The organism is Bacillus rugosus, assembly GCF_023238245.1.
In the GTDB taxonomy this organism is placed as follows: Bacteria; Bacillota; Bacilli; order Bacillales; family Bacillaceae; genus Bacillus; species Bacillus rugosus.
On record NZ_CP096590.1, the window covers coordinates 752,246 to 768,068 of the forward strand.

The 15,823-nt window shown below is 44.9% G+C and carries 8 protein-coding genes and 1 pseudogene; 5 read left to right on the forward strand and 4 right to left on the reverse strand.

The features are described from left to right. Nucleotide 1: 1 nt before the first annotated feature. Both M0696_RS03780 and M0696_RS03785 read left to right on the forward strand, forming a co-directional pair. Nucleotides 2-6,430: a type I polyketide synthase gene (locus M0696_RS03780; protein WP_248602515.1), complete on the forward strand. Its 6,429-nt coding sequence runs from the start codon at nucleotides 2-4 to the stop codon at nucleotides 6,428-6,430. Next, on the forward strand, nucleotides 6,423-7,424 hold the full coding sequence (locus M0696_RS03785) for a phosphotransferase enzyme family protein (RefSeq protein WP_003240104.1): 1,002 nt from the start codon (nucleotides 6,423-6,425) through the stop codon (nucleotides 7,422-7,424). Before M0696_RS03780 ends, M0696_RS03785 begins: the two co-directional genes overlap by 8 nt. A 69-nt stretch (nucleotides 7,425-7,493) precedes the next feature. Here M0696_RS03785 and M0696_RS03790 read toward each other — a convergent pair whose 3' ends face one another. The 3 genes from M0696_RS03790 to putP all read right to left on the reverse strand — a co-directional run bounded on the left by M0696_RS03790 (nucleotide 7,494) and on the right by putP (nucleotide 11,268). Further along, entirely contained in the window at nucleotides 7,494-8,873 is a 1,380-nt protein-coding gene (locus M0696_RS03790) for an alkaline phosphatase (RefSeq protein WP_282707826.1), read from the reverse strand. Nucleotides 8,874-8,985: 112 nt separating this feature from the next. Continuing rightward, complete coding sequence (locus tag M0696_RS03795) at nucleotides 8,986-9,684, reverse strand: MgtC/SapB family protein (RefSeq protein WP_248602517.1); 699 nt, start codon at nucleotides 9,682-9,684, stop codon at nucleotides 8,986-8,988. Between the two features lie 105 nt (nucleotides 9,685-9,789). Continuing rightward, on the reverse strand, nucleotides 9,790-11,268 hold the full coding sequence (putP, locus tag M0696_RS03800; protein WP_166854003.1) for a sodium/proline symporter PutP: 1,479 nt from the start codon (nucleotides 11,266-11,268) through the stop codon (nucleotides 9,790-9,792). Between the two features lie 415 nt (nucleotides 11,269-11,683). Here putP and gatC point away from each other — a divergent pair, with 415 nt between their 5' ends. The 3 genes from gatC to gatB are packed head-to-tail and all read left to right on the forward strand — an operon-like array spanning nucleotide 11,684 to nucleotide 14,891. Next, entirely contained in the window at nucleotides 11,684-11,974 is a 291-nt protein-coding gene (gatC, locus tag M0696_RS03805; RefSeq protein WP_003219442.1) for an Asp-tRNA(Asn)/Glu-tRNA(Gln) amidotransferase subunit GatC, read from the forward strand. 15 nt (nucleotides 11,975-11,989) lie between these two features. After that, nucleotides 11,990-13,447, forward strand: a complete 1,458-nt coding sequence (gene gatA / locus M0696_RS03810) for an Asp-tRNA(Asn)/Glu-tRNA(Gln) amidotransferase subunit GatA (RefSeq protein WP_003233901.1) — start codon at nucleotides 11,990-11,992, stop codon at nucleotides 13,445-13,447. A gap of 13 nt (nucleotides 13,448-13,460) precedes the next feature. Beyond that, complete coding sequence (gene gatB / locus M0696_RS03815; RefSeq protein ID WP_003219444.1) at nucleotides 13,461-14,891, forward strand: Asp-tRNA(Asn)/Glu-tRNA(Gln) amidotransferase subunit GatB; 1,431 nt, start codon at nucleotides 13,461-13,463, stop codon at nucleotides 14,889-14,891. A gap of 27 nt (nucleotides 14,892-14,918) precedes the next feature. On the opposite strand, the pseudogene M0696_RS03820 reads toward gatB, so the two are convergent. Further along, a pseudogene (locus M0696_RS03820) lies at nucleotides 14,919-15,777 on the reverse strand (TetR/AcrR family transcriptional regulator); the annotation flags it as partial. Nucleotides 15,778-15,823: the final 46 nt, after the last annotated feature.

Consider the following 15,823-nt stretch of genomic DNA (forward strand, 5'->3'; position numbering starts at 1 on the left):
AATGAGTAATTCTCATTATGCGAATCATGGAGCTGAAATTGCGGTAATCGGTATGGCAGGCCGATTTCCGGGAGCAAAAAACATGCAGGAGTTTTGGAGCAATTTAAAAAATGCGAAAGAGACGATTTCTTTTTTCACTGATGAGGAGCTGAGAGAAGAGGGCGTTAATGAAGAGCTGCTGAATGATCCGCGATTTGTCAAAGCAAAAGGAATTGTGGAGGATGTAGATCTGTTTGATGCCGGCTTCTTTGATTATACGCCGAAGGAAGCTGCCATGATGGATCCGCAGTTCCGTATCTTTCATGAATGCGTGTGGACCGCCTTGGAAGATGCTGGCTACGATCCTTTCACTTACAAAGGGCAGATCGGCCTTTATACCGGAGCGGGCCTCAATGCAGAATGGGTGCTGAGGGCTCTTCAGGGGGCAAAGTCTGGAGAAGACTCAAAGACGCTGGAAACAGCTGTTTTGAATATGAGAGATTACATGGCAACACTTATTTCTTATAAGCTTAACCTGAAAGGGCCGAGCATGATGGTGCAGACTGCTTGCTCAACCTCGATGGTTTCTATTCACCTTGCTGCTCAGGCTTTGTTAAATGGGGACTGCCATATGGCGGTTGCAGGCGGAGTCTCTATCCGCCTCCCGCAAAAATCCGGGTATCTCTACCAAGAAGGTATGATCCATTCTCCAGACGGGCATTGCCGCGTCTTTGATGATGAGGCGGCAGGCACAGTATTTGGAGACGGGGCAGGAGCGGTCATTTTGAAAACGCTTGAAGATGCTGAAGCAGACGGAGATCATATTTATGCTGTAATAAAAGGTACTGCGATCAATAATGACGGCAGCAGAAAGGTTGGATATACAGCGCCGAGCACCAAAGGCCAGGTAACAGCTATCAAAACAGCCTTGCACATGGCCGAGGTGGAGCCTGAAACCATTACCTATGTCGAGGCTCACGGCACAGGGACGACACTTGGTGATCCGATAGAAATTGAAGCATTAAAACAAGCTTACCAAACGGACCGTCGCGGCTACTGCAGAATTGGTTCTGTCAAATCCAACATCGGTCATTTAAATGATGCGTCTGGTGTGGCTGGATTTATGAAAGCAGTTCTAAGCTTAAAGCATAAAGTGATTCCGCCGACTCTGAATTTCGAAAAGCCAAACGCCAAAATCGATTTTGAGCAATCACCATTTGTCGTCAATACGAAACTCACCCCTTGGGAAGAAAATGAGTTCCCGCGCAGAGCGGGTGTTAGCTCATTTGGCATTGGGGGAACAAATGCCCATGTCATATTAGAGGAAGCGCCGGCACAGCAAAAAGCAGCGGATAGACATGACGCTGAACTCTTATTGCTGTCAGCCAAAACACCGGCCGCTTTAAACAACATGACAGACCGGCTGTCAAACTATTTTGTGAAAAATCCGCATGCCAATTTGGCAGCCGCGGCATATACCCTCAAAGTAGGGCGTCATTCGTTTCCTTATAAAAAAGCGATTGTGGCAGCGGATGTGCCTGAGCTTCTTCAGGCTATTCATGAAAATGACTATGAGTCTGTTAAAACCGGCAGCTCTCAATCTGCAAGCCGGCCCGTTGTTTTTCTTTTTCCGGGACAGGGGGCGCAGTATGTTGATATGGCTAAAGGGCTTTACGATACTGTACCCATTTTTAAAGAAGAGCTCGATGCCTGTTTTGACATATTAAAAAATCATATGGACACAGATCCGCGTACGGTGCTTTTCTCTGACAATAATCAGCATGATGCAAAACTGATTAACCAAACTGAATATACGCAGCCTCTGCTGTTCTGTATCGAATATTCACTTGCAAAAATGCTGATCCACTGGGGAATTAAGCCGAAAGCAATGGCGGGACACAGCATCGGTGAATATACGGCTGCAGCCATTTCGGGTGTGCTCTCATTGGAAGATGCTCTTGACATCGTCAGCTATCGAGGGGCTGCACTCCAAAATCTGCCGTCCGGTTCTATGCTTAGCGTTTCCTTAAGCGAAGCAGACATCAAACCGTATACAGACGGAACCATTTCAATCGCTGCTGTGAATGCATCGGATTCATGTGTTGTATCAGGAGAATCAAGTGCGATTGATGCATTGGAAAGGAAGCTGAACGCGGAAGGACACAGCTGCAGAAAGCTTCATACATCACATGCCTTCCATTCGTATATGATGGAACCGGTTTTAGAAAGCATGAAACAAAAGCTCTCAGCCTATCAATTTAAAAAACAAAAGATCCCGTTTGTCTCAAATGTAACAGGAGACTGGATCACTGATGAGGAAGCTGGAGATCCGTCATATTGGGCTGATCATTTGCGGGGGACCGTCAGATTTATGAACTGCGCAAAACGCTTAAAAGAAGAGCTGGATCCAATTTTTATAGAGGTCGGCCCTGGAAATGCACTGCGTTCGTTTGTCAGCAAATTGTATCAGGCAGAGGACAAGCAGCACATTGCAATCCAGCTGATGAGGCATCCAAAGGAGGCAGCTTCTGATTACCGTTACTTGCTGAGCAGACTGGGTGAGATGTGGCTGCACGGGGTGCCGGTCGATTGGACAGCTTTTTATGATCAGGAGCAATGCCAGCTTATTCCGCTTCCAACGTATCCTTTCGAAAGAGAAAGATATTGGATTGGCCGGACAAATGAACAGTCGGGAACACCGGTGGCAGAAAATTTTCAGCTTTTGGTTCCTGAGCAAGCAAATGACGGGCAGACAGCGGATACAGAATCAGATGTTCAATTTAATGAGACAGAGGCGGTCTTGGCTGCTATGTGGAAGGACATTCTCGGAGTCAAACGTGTCACATTAGATACCCATTTCTTTGAAACAGGCGGGCATTCATTGAACGCCACTGGTCTGATTTCCCGCATTCACAAGGAATTTGGAGCGGAGCTTACGCTAAGCGACGTGTTCCAGCACCCGACAATCCGTGCGCTTGCCGCACTTATTGAGCGCTCTGACCGAAATCAATATACATCCATTCAGCCTTCAGAGAAAAAAGACGTATACAGGCTGTCAGCGGCACAGCGGAGAACGTATTTGATTCATCAGAGAATCGGGCAAGTCACCACATATAACATGCCGATGGCTCTTTTGTGCTTCGGAAAAATTGATGCCGCCCACTTCGAGGATACATTCAAAAAGCTGATCGAAAGGCATGAAACACTGCGTACAACGTTTGAAATTAAGGATGGAGAACCTGTGCAGAGAGTCCATCAGAACTTTGATTTTTCGATCGAACAAACCGAAGCGAAAATGGATGAGCTTGATGACGAAATCAGTTCATTTATACGGCCATTTGATCTTAAGGTCTCTCCATTAATTCGGGTGAAATTCGTCAAAATTGAGGAAGAAAAACATGCGTTGCTTGTTGATATGCATAATATTGTGGCGGACGGCGCCTCGATGAATATTTTTATAAAAGAATTTACCCAATTATATAGAGGGGAACAGCTCCCGGAAAAAATCATTCAATATAAAGATTATGCGGAGTGGCAGCAGACATTTTTTAATAGTGACATGTTTAAACGCCAAAAAGAGTATTGGCTGAAGCAGCTTGAGGGTGAAGTGCCTGTGCTGAATATGCCTCTTGATTATGAACGAAAAGAACAAAGCTTTTTAGGCAGGGCAATTAAGTTTACAATCCCGCCTCGTGTTTTAGAAAAGCTTGAGAAAATCGGAGAGGCGCAGCAGCTGACCAACAATGTCATGCTGTTTCAGCTATATGCCATGCTTTTGTCCAGCTATACAAAACAGCAGGAGCTGATGATTGGGTCATTGGTGGCAGGCCGGCGTCATGCGGATATTGAGAATACGATCGGCATGTTTACTAACTTTTTGCCGATCAAAATTCATTTGAATCCTGAAGAGTCGTTTGCCGGCAACCTTCAACACACAAAACAAACTCTGCTTGAAGCTTATGACCATCAGGATTATCCATACGATCAAATGGCAGAAGCGCTGCAGCCGGTGATCAAGCCAAACCGCAACCCTTTCTTTGATACCATGCTGATCTATCATAATGAGTATGACCCGAATATAAAAATAGAGGCTGGCGGATTAACATTTGAAACATACGAATTCGCAAAGGGCATTTCAAAGCTTGATATGAAAATGGACGTCGTGAAGGAAGTGACGGGAGAGCTTAAATGTGTGCTTCAATACAACCGGTCGCTTTTCACTCATGAATCCATGCAGGCATTTGTTTCTCATTTTATCTCTCTTGCTGAAAAAGCTGCAGAAGAGCCTGAAAAACGCATAAAGGACATTCCGGTGCTGAGCCAAAAAGAGCAGGAAGAGGCCGAGCGGAAAAGGGAGAGAGAGTCAAACCGAGTCATCTCGTGCCCATTAACCATTTGTTCTAATTTTACGGCTGATCCGATTGTGCCTTACCTAAAATGGTGGGGCGAACAGTTTGATATCAATCTAGATATAAAGCTGTCTCCTTACGGTCAGGTGTTTCAAGAATTGCTTAATGAAGAAAGCTTGCTGTCACGGCAAAAAAACGGTGCCAATCTGCTGTTGATTCGCCTTGAGGATATGGCGGGGGATTCGGGTCTTTCTTTGGAAGAAAGAATGGCTGACGTTCAATATAATTCAGATGAACTGCTCGCCATCATGAAACAAAAGAAAAAGGAAGTGCCTTATTTCATTGGCTTGCTGCCGCTGGAAAATGTGAAAGAGCAGGAGCTCCGGGACATCCTTGTGCAATCCCAGCAGAATTGGATCGCGCAGCTTGCTGGAGAAACGGATATACATTTGATTGATCTCCGCCAGCTGCATCAAACATACCAGCTTGATGCCATATTTGACCCGCAAAGTGAAAGAGCGGCAAGAATACCGTTTACTGAAGAATTTTATGCGGCGATGGGAACACGGGTGGCACGTGAGTTTGCAGCATGGCTCAAACCGTCATTTAAAGCGGCCGCCATCGATTGTGACGGCACTTTGTGGAGCGGTACCGTGTCTGAAGCTGGTGCGGAAGGAGTCATTATTACTCCTGCCCACCGAGCGCTGCAGCAATTTTTAAAGAAGAAACAAGAAGAGGGTCTGCTCCTTGTGCTTTCAAGCAGAAATAATGAAGAAGACGTCTGGAATGTGTTTGAACGTCATCCAGATATGATTTTGAAGAAAGAGGACTTTGTCCTGTCACGCATTAATTGGAATGAGAAAGCCAGAAACACGAAAGAAATGGCCGATGAGCTGAACATTTCAGTGGATCGGTTCATATTCTTAGATGATGATCCGGCTCAATGCCTGGAAATGAACGAACGCCTGCCAGAGGTTCTGACCTTGCTTCTGCCGTCTGATACAGATTCTATTCCGATGTTCTTAGAACATGTCTGGGCATTTGACAGATTCAGAGTGACAGAAGCTGATCAAAAGCGCACGGAACGATATTTGGCCGCGCAAGAAAGAAAAATAGATTTGAATACGTCCCGTTCGCTTGAAGAATTTCTTTCCGGCTTACACCTGCGTATCGCCTTGACTGAGATGACAGAAGAGCATTTGCCGCGAGTTGCTCAAATGAGTGCGAGAATTAATCAGTTCAATATGAATCCGTCAGTCTATCGTGAGGAGCAGCTTGCCCAGCGGCTCAATACGGACGGCCATATCGGCTGGATCGTTGAAGCAGCGGACAGATTCAGTGATGAAGGCATCGTCGGTGCAATCATGGGAATCCGAACAGAAGATTCATTAAAGCTAGATACTTTTCTGCTCAGCTGCCGCGCACTAGGCAAAGGAATTGAACATAAAGTGCTGTCAGGCCTTGCTTCATATGCACGGGATAAACAGCTTGCGACGTTGTCCTTGAAGTATAAGAAATCAGAAAAGAACCGGGCTTTTTCTGAGTTTTTGGCTGAGCATCGCTTTAAGGAAGAGGCAGGCCCGTTAAAAACGGTTTATCACATATCCGTCGATGAGGTAGAGGATCAAAGCGCACATATCGAATGGGCGTCCTCTTTACAACCCGCGCCTCGCAAAAAGGCGAAAGTGATTGCTGATGGCGTATTGCAATCCGCTTTAATGGAAAACACAAACGCTCATTGGGAAGTGCTGCATGCTGAAAAATCCTTGCATTCTCCATATTTAATGGCCTTAGATACCAATCAGCCGGAGCATTTGCGGGCTCTGTTAGTGAAGGAACATTTAGGAGCTGAAACAGAAGATAGCGGACCGGAGACAGAACAGCAAAAAATCCTCTCGGATATTTGGAAGGAAATTCTCCACTTGGATTATGTAGGAATTGACAACGATTTCTTTGATTTGGGAGGAAATTCGCTGCTCGCTGTCAAAATGGAAGTAGAGATGGAAAAGAAAGGCTGGTATGTTGATGATTTGAATCTTGCGAAAAAACACACGATAAGGGAATTGTCTAAATATATGAAGAGGGAGAATCAGCATGCATAAAGATATTAAAGCAATATTTGATGAAGAAAAGGTTTTGGCAGAAGCTGCCGTTATATATGGATTTACTAGAGATCAAGTGCAGTTTTTAGCGGATGCGGAAAACTATGTGTATGAGTTTGCCAAAGACAATGAATCTTATATTTTAAAGATTACACACACGATTCGCCGGTCGCCGGATTATATTATGGGAGAGATGGAATGGCTCCATCATCTTGCTGAAGGCGGGCTTTCAGTCGCCAAACCAATCCCGTCGTTAAACGGTAAGGATGTTGAGGAAGTGCCGGACGGAAACGGCGGAGCATTTTTATTGAGAGTGTATGAAAAGGCGCCGGGTCATAAAGTAGACGAATCTGAGTGGAACGAAACCCTATTTTTCGAGCTTGGCAGATATACAGGGAAGATGCACAGCCTGACAAAAAGCTATAAACTGAGCAATCCTAGATTTAAAAGACAAGAGTGGGATGAAGAAGAGCAGTTAAAGCTCAGAAAATATGTCCCTGAAGATCAGACAAAGGTTTTTCAGCAGGCGGACGATTTAATGAATGAGTTGCGGCAACTGCCAAAAAACCGTGACAGCTACGGCCTTGTTCACGCAGATCTTCACCATGGTAATTTTAACTGGGATCATGGGAAGATCACTACATTTGATTTTGATGACATCGGGTACAACTGGTTTGTGAATGATATCAGCATTCTCCTCTACAATGTACTATGGTATCCGGTTGTTCCATATGAAAATAAAGCAGCCTTTACAGAAGAATTTATGACGCATTTTATGAAAGGGTACAGGGAGGAAAATGAAATTGCCGCCGAATGGCTCAAGAAAATCCCGGATTTCCTCCGCCTGCGCCATATGCTGATTTATGGATTGCTCCATCAAATGTTTGACCTTGATTCAATAGGAGAAGAAGAAAAAGAAATGCTGAAGGGATTCAGAAACGATATCGAAAATCAAACGCCGATAACCGAATTTGACTTTTCGAAGTTAGCTTAAGAAATTTGCGCCGATCCTTTCTGGGGCGGCGCTCCTTAATAAAAAACTCCGGCTGTGAGCCGGAGTTTTTTATTTTTGTTCTAAAATAGCAAAAATGTTTTTTGCCTGCTGCGTATTGTCGATAAGCCCCTTCCATTTTTCTTTTCCCGGACCGTAAGCATAAACCGGTACGTCTTCCCCGGTGTGGGCTAACGTCGTCCAGCCTGAAAAAGACCGTTTATCAAAAATCAATTGAATGCTTTTTTGGACAGCAGCTGTATTCGATTGTGAGGTTGCGTTTTTAACCTGATTGATCTCATTTTCCGTCAGCTTCATATCAATATAAGTGCTGAGCACTTTTTCGGCATCTTGGCCTTCAGCGATCTTTTCTGCCATATAGCCCGGCGTTTTTTTAGCGGCGATGATTGGGGAAGGATCCCATTTATAGCCGGTCTCGCGCGTCATTCCCTCTGCGCCGTAAGAGAACCCGCCTGTAGAGTGGTCAGCTGTAATAATAACCAGCGTTTCTTTATCTTTTTTCGCAAAATCCAGAGCAGCTTGAACACCTTTCTCGAAATCTTCCATTTCACTCAAAGCGCCCACCACGTCATTTTCATGGGCTGCATTGTCAATATTGCTTCCTTCCAGAAGCATAAAAAAACCGTTTTCGTTCTTCTGTAACTGGGTGAGTGCCGCTTCTGTCATGTCTTTTAGAGAAGGTGTACTGTTCTCTCTGTCAATTGATTTATCTAATTCTACTTCTCCAAACAGTCCGAGCAGCTTATCGTGCTGATTTTTTTTCAGGTCTTGCTTTGTGGTCACATAATGATAGCCATCTTTTTGGAATTCTTCAGCAAGATTTCGGTCATTGCGAATGAAATATTTCGCTCCGCCTCCCAGTAAAACATCAACCTTATGAGATCCATTAATCCGTTCATCATAGTATTGGTCAGCAATTTCAGTGTAGTTTTTCCGTGAGACGTTATGTACGCCGAAAGCAGCGGGAGTGGCGTCGGTTAAGTCCGAAGTCACGACGAAGCCGACGGACTTCTTTTTCTCTTTGGCAGCTTCTGTTACGCTTTTGAGCTGCTGATGATTGTTGTCTACAGCAATGGCGTCGTTATATGTTTTCGTTCCGGTTGCCATGGCGGTTGCTGCCGCCGAAGAGTCAGTAATATTGTCTCTGGGATCGTTAGGATGTGTCATCTGCATGCCTGTTAAATAAGAGTCCCATGCTGTTTGGACGGGAGTGTTCAGCTTTTCGCTTTTTAATGTCCTATAGCTGTTAATCATTGGCATACCCATTCCGTCTCCGATGATTAAGATAATATTTTTAGGATTCTTGCTGCTGCTCTTGGATGATTGAGATTGAGGAGGGGATATGAATTCTGTTATGGCAAAAATACTTAAGAAAGCAGTCAAAATGAGGGCGACAGTTACTGTAAACCGGGCTTTGGTAATGAGGAACATCTCCTTTTATTATATTTATTTACTAATATGTATTTTATTTGAAAGTAATAGAGACTTCAATGTTTTTTTCGATGACAGCGAAAAGCCAATGGGGTTCATGTCCCATTGGCTTTTATAATGTATCACACTTTACGCCGACTACGCCTTCAATGTCTTTAATGTCATAGTAGACATCGGTCGTGTACCTGTTTTTATGGACGCGGACCTTCACTTCCATAATCGGAAATTCCTTTTCGCCCAGGTCGTCGATCCGAACGGAGTGTGTTTTGATATCTTTACTTTTCATTTCTTTTAAAATCTCTGTCATTTTGTCTTTATCAGAAAGCGACATTCTGATGCGGATGTCTTTTTCCTGAAGGCGGTCGGGCCCGATTTTTCTGACCACCCATGGGAGAAACTCCACGCTGATCAGGATGAACAGAAGACTGGCAAACGCTTCTTTATAAAATCCGGCTCCCGTTGCCAGCCCGAGTCCTGCTGCCCCCCAGATCATAGCTGATGTCGTCAGGCCGGAAATGACATCGTTGCTTTTCCGCAAGATGACACCGGCTCCGATAAACCCGACGCCGGAGATGATTTGTGCCGGCAGACGCAGCGGATCCATCATGATGCGGTAGTATTTAGGGAAATGATATGCCGCATTAATACTGACGATCGTCAGCATGCATGAGCTGACGGCGATAACGATACAGGTTTTTAATCCGAGCGGCTTATTTTTTAATTCGCGCTCAAGCCCGATGACCATGCCAATCAAAGTGGCAATGCCCAGTTTTAATAATATATCAGGATCAATATACCAGCTCAACAGCAACTTCCCCCTTCTCTAAGGTGTTTTTAAATAAATATGATTTTCTCACAGTATTTATAGCAAAACAAGAGCACAAAAGCCACCAAGCGGTGCTTGATGGCTTATTGCTTACTTTTTGCGTTTTAACAGCTTTTCCATGACACCGAATAAACGGTAAGAGGCTTTTGCAGGACGTTTTGTAATCAAGCTTCCGATAATACCCGCAATCATACTCAGGAAAAATCCTGGAATCATTTCATAAATACCTGTAGAGTCAGCTAAACCAGTTGTAATCCAAATTAACACTGTCGCAGCCCCCACCACCATGGCAGAAAGGGCGCCCCATTCAGTCATCCGTTTCCAATACAGGCTCAGTAGAATGGCAGGCCCAAAAGCAGAACCGAATCCGGCCCACGCATAACCAACCAAATCAAGAATCGTGCTGCTTGGATTCAAGGACATGAGAATCGCAATGACCGCGATAATCAATACTGACAGCCGGCCGGCCATGACCAATTCTTTATCAGATGCTTCACGTCTGAAAAATGTCCGGTATAAATCCTCTGTCATTGCGCTCGCTGTGACCAGAAGCTGAGAAGAGATCGAACTCATAATGGCTGCTAAAATAGCAGAAAGCAAAAACCCCGTAATCAACGGATGGAACAATATTTTAGAAAAAATAATGAAAATCGTTTCAGGATCACTTACAGCAACTCCGAATTTATGTGCGTAAGCCACGCCGACTAAACCCGTTACGGTTGAACCGAGAATGGAGATGACCATCCAGCTCATACCGATTCTGCGCGCAGGTTTTAAATCTTTGATATGCTTAATCGCCATAAAACGGACGATGATATGAGGCTGGCCGTAGTAGCCTAAACCCCAGGCCAAATAAGAAATAATGCTAATGACGCTCGCGCCTTTAAAAATATCCAATAGCTTTGGGTCTACAGCTGTAACCTCATGCAAAGCAGGAGAAACGCCGCCCAGCTGGGTAAAAGCAACGATCGGCACAAGCACTAGTGCTGCAAACATAATCGCACCCTGTACAAAGTCAGTCAGACTGACAGCAAGGAAACCGCCAAACAGTGTATATAACACAACGACGCCTGCAGTCAGCAGGAGTCCAAGGGTATAATCGGCTCCAAAAGCAGATTCAAATAATCGTCCGCCCGATACCATACCTGAAGAAGTATACAGTGTGAAAAAGATCATAATGATTAAAGCTGATACAATTTTCAGCACTGACGAAGAATGCTGGAATCGTTTATCAAAGAAATCCGGAATCGTAATCGCGTCATCCGCCGCTTCTGTATAAGCTCTAAGACGGGGAGCCAAAAGAAGATAGTTCGAATACGCGCCAATTGTCAAACCGAGTGCAAGCCATAATGTCGACAAGCCTGTCGCAAACATTGCCCCTGGAATTCCCATCAGCATCCATCCGCTCATATCCGCCGCTCCGGCAGACAAAGCTGTGACAAACGGTCCGAGACCTCTTCCTCCAAGCATGTAATCGTTGATATCAGTTGTTTTCCTAAACGAGTACCAGCCGATTAACAGCATGGCAGTAAAGTAAATTCCTAACGATATAATAATTTCAATACTCACATTTTACCCTCTCTTCAGTTCTAATAATGTTGCATCACCTCTCAAATTGATGGTGCCAGTTAAGCAGCCTGGCGCAAGTGCAGCCCTAAAGTCATTCATTTGCAGGTGCGCACTTGTTAACTTAACCTAACAAAGTATTCCCGGCCATTCAAGCGATGAAACCTGGAGCAGCAGTGAGAAATACCATTGTAAACCTAGAAGGGACTAGTAGATAAAGCGCTTTCATAAATTAGTAAAAGTAAAAATATTCAGAAAAATATTTCGTTTCTCCTTTGCTTCTTTTTAGTATAAAATATATAGGGTATTGTCTCGAAAACACAGGCCTGTTCCAAGGCGTTTTGTTGCTTTAGAGGGCTTGTTTTTGATATGATCAGTATTATATGACTTAACGGAGAAATATGTGGAGGTGGATCATATGTCACGAATTTCAATAGAAGAAGTAAAGCACGTTGCGCACCTTGCACGACTTGCGATTACTGAAGAAGAAGCAAAGATGTTCACTGAACAGCTCGACAGCATCATTTCCTTTGCCGAGGAGCTGAATGAGGTCAACACAGACAATGTGGAGCCTACAACTCACGTGCTGAAAATGAAAAATGTCATGAGAGAAGATGAAGCGGGTAAAGGTCTTCCGGTTGAGGATGTCATGAAAAATGCGCCTGACCATAAAGACGGCTATATTCGTGTGCCATCAATTCTGGACTAAAGGAGGGATACAAGAATGTCATTATTTGATCATAAAATCACAGAATTAAAACAGCTCATACATAAAAAAGAGATTAAGATTTCTGATCTGGTTGACGAATCTTATAAACGCATCCAAGCGGTTGATGATAAGGTACAAGCCTTCTTGGCATTAGATGAAGAAAGAGCACGCGCATACGCGAAGGAGCTTGATGAGGCGGTTGACGGCCGTTCTGAGCATGGTCTTCTATTCGGTATGCCGATCGGCGTAAAAGATAATATCGTAACAAAAGGGCTGCGCACAACATGCTCCAGCAAAATTCTTGAAAACTTCGATCCGATCTACGACGCTACTGTCGTTCAGCGCCTTCAAGACGCTGAAGCAGTCACAATCGGCAAACTGAACATGGACGAATTCGCCATGGGATCATCTACCGAAAACTCAGCTTACAAGCTGACGAAAAACCCTTGGAACTTAGAAACAGTTCCCGGCGGTTCAAGCGGCGGTTCAGCGGCTGCGGTTGCTGCGGGAGAAGTTCCGTTTTCTCTTGGATCTGACACAGGCGGCTCCATCCGTCAGCCGGCATCTTTCTGCGGCGTTGTCGGATTAAAGCCTACATACGGACGTGTATCTCGTTACGGACTGGTCGCATTTGCGTCTTCATTAGACCAAATTGGTCCGATTACCCGTACGGTTGAGGATAACGCATTTTTACTTCAAGCGATTTCCGGTGTAGACAAAATGGACTCCACGAGTGCCAATGTGGACGTGCCTGATTTTCTTTCTTCATTAACTGGCGACATCAAAGGACTGAAAATCGCCGTTCCGAAAGAATACCTTGGTGAAGGTGTTGGCAAAGAAGCGAGAGAATCTGTCCTGGCAGCGCTAAAAGTCCTTGAAGGCCTCGGCGCTACATGGGAAGAAGTGTCTCTTCCGCACAGTAAATACGCGCTTGCGACATATTACCTGCTGTCATCTTCTGAAGCATCAGCGAACCTTGCACGCTTTGACGGCATCCGCTACGGCTACCGCACAGACAATGCGGATAACCTGATCGACCTTTACAAGCAAACGCGCGCTGAAGGTTTCGGAAATGAAGTCAAACGCCGCATCATGCTTGGAACGTTTGCTTTAAGCTCAGGCTACTACGATGCGTACTACAAAAAAGCGCAAAAAGTGCGTACGTTGATTAAGAAAGATTTCGAAGACGTATTTGAGAAATATGATGTCATTGTCGGACCGACTACGCCGACACCTGCGTTTAAAATCGGTGAAAACACGAAAGATCCGCTCACAATGTACGCAAACGATATCTTAACGATTCCGGTCAACCTTGCCGGCGTACCGGGAATCAGTGTGCCATGCGGATTAGCAGACGGACTTCCGCTCGGCCTGCAAATCATCGGAAAACACTTTGATGAAAGCACTGTATACCGTGTTGCTCATGCATTTGAACAAGCGACAGACCATCATAAAGCAAAACCTGAATTGTAAGGGGTGAAAAGAATTGAACTTTGAAACGGTAATCGGACTTGAAGTCCACGTTGAGTTAAAAACAAAATCAAAAATTTTCTCAAGCTCTCCAACGCCATTCGGCGCGGAGGCGAATACGCAGACAAGCGTCATTGACCTCGGATACCCGGGTGTCCTGCCTGTCCTGAACAAAGAAGCCGTTGAATTCGCAATGAAAGCCGCTATGGCGCTCAACTGTGAGATCGCAACGGATACGAAGTTCGACCGCAAAAACTATTTCTATCCTGACAACCCGAAAGCGTATCAGATTTCTCAATTTGATAAGCCGATCGGCGAAAACGGCTGGATCGAAATTGAAGTCGGCGGAAAAACAAAACGCATCGGCATCACACGTCTTCACCTTGAAGAGGATGCCGGAAAACTGACGCATACAGGCGACGGCTATTCTCTTGTTGACTTTAACCGCCAGGGAACGCCGCTTGTTGAGATCGTATCTGAGCCGGATATCCGCACGCCGGAAGAAGCGTACGCGTATCTTGAAAAGCTGAAATCCATCATCCAATATACAGGCGTTTCCGACTGTAAAATGGAAGAAGGCTCACTTCGCTGTGATGCCAATATCTCTCTTCGCCCGATCGGCCAAGAGGAATTCGGCACAAAAACAGAATTGAAAAACTTGAACTCCTTTGCGTTTGTTCAAAAAGGCCTTGAGCATGAAGAAAAACGCCAAGAGCAGGTTCTTCTTTCCGGCGGCGTCATCCAGCAGGAAACGCGCCGTTATGATGAAGCAACGAAGAAAACCATTCTCATGCGTGTCAAAGAGGGATCTGACGACTATCGTTACTTCCCGGAGCCAGACCTTGTCGAGCTCTACATTGATGATGAATGGAAGGAGCGCGTAAAAGCAAGTATTCCTGAGCTTCCGGATGAGCGCCGCAAGCGTTATATCGAAGAGCTTGGCTTGCCTGCATATGACGCGATGGTTCTGACGCTGACAAAAGAAATGGCTGATTTCTTCGAAGAAACCGTTCAAAAAGGCGCTGAAGCCAAACAAGCGTCTAACTGGCTGATGGGTGAAGTGTCAGCTTACCTAAACGCTGAGCAAAAAGAGCTTGCTGACGTAGCGCTGACACCTGAAGGCCTTGCCGGCATGATCAAGTTGATTGAAAAAGGAACCATTTCTTCTAAGATCGCGAAGAAAGTGTTTAAGGAATTGATTGAAAAAGGCGGCGACGCTGAGAAGATTGTGAAAGAGAAAGGCCTTGTTCAGATTTCTGACGAAGGTGTGCTTCTGAAGCTTGTCACAGAGGCGCTTGACAACAATCCTCAATCAATCGAAGACTTTAAAAACGGGAAAGACCGTGCGATCGGCTTCCTTGTCGGACAGATTATGAAAGCGTCCAAAGGACAAGCCAACCCGCCGATGGTCAACAAAATCCTGCTTGAAGAAATAAAAAAACGCTAATAAAAAAGCAGCCCGCAGGGGCTGCTTTTTTTTACGGTCAAATCGAGATGAAGACAGAAATCAGGGTCCGAAGCTTTTCAACTTCTTTATCGGTGGTTCCGGTTAAATTGGACAGCATGCCTTTAATAATCGGCTTGCGCGGTTTAACCTGAGACAGTTCTTCCTCGATGACCTCCAGCGATACGGTGATATCCTCAGGCAACGTGCTATTTTCTTTCACTTTCTGTATGTTCTCAAGCAGCTGGTCTTTTCCCGCAGACATCGGTCTGAAAATGTCTTTTGGCACAATTGGATTGAGGGTTGAACGGCTCAGTCCCTGTACGAGGTCATCCAGCCTCTCGATGATAAAGGCTGAGATTTCTTCTGCATCAATGTTGAGCTCTCCGTTAAATACCATCACATTCATATAGGAATGCACAATGCCTCTTGCCATAATGGAAAGGTCTGCGACGTACCGCTCGATTCCTTCGCCATAGGACGCCAGCAATGCGCTTCGGTACAGTTTATCCGTCTCCGCTGTTATGTTGTAAAAGTATTGCTTGATTTCTTGATTTTCCGGAACGATATTTTCGGTAAGCAAAAGAACGATAAAATCTTTATGATCACGAAAATCTTCAAATTGAGCGCCGATTTGCTTTTTTAATACTTCTTTAGGCGGGTTACCGGCGAGATCCTCTTCTATATTCTTCATTTTTTTCATAGACATGCCAATATAATATTCACAGGCAGATAACAGCAGCGCTTCTTTTGATTTGAAGTGCAAATAAAAAGCGCCCTTTGAGATGCCGCATTCACTGGCGATTTCCTGGATCGTCGTAGCTGCAAATCCTTTTTTCGCAAATAAATGAATGCTTGTTTTTATGATTTTCTCTTTTTTCTCATTCATGACGTGCTTCCCCTTAATCCTTGAAAAATTTAGTAAAATTTTCTGG

What these genes read in the sequence shown, in the direction of transcription:
- M0696_RS03790 (WP_282707826.1), bottom strand. Translation starts at nt 8,873, where the DNA reads ATGTTCCTCATTACCAAAGCCCGGTTTACAGTAACTGTCGCCCTCATT.
- M0696_RS03780 (WP_248602515.1), top strand. Translation starts at nt 2, where the DNA reads ATGAGTAATTCTCATTATGCGAATCATGGAGCTGAAATTGCGGTAATC.
- gatA (WP_003233901.1), top strand. Translation starts at nt 11,990, where the DNA reads ATGTCATTATTTGATCATAAAATCACAGAATTAAAACAGCTCATACAT.
- gatC (WP_003219442.1), top strand. Translation starts at nt 11,684, where the DNA reads ATGTCACGAATTTCAATAGAAGAAGTAAAGCACGTTGCGCACCTTGCA.
- M0696_RS03785 (WP_003240104.1), top strand. Translation starts at nt 6,423, where the DNA reads ATGCATAAAGATATTAAAGCAATATTTGATGAAGAAAAGGTTTTGGCA.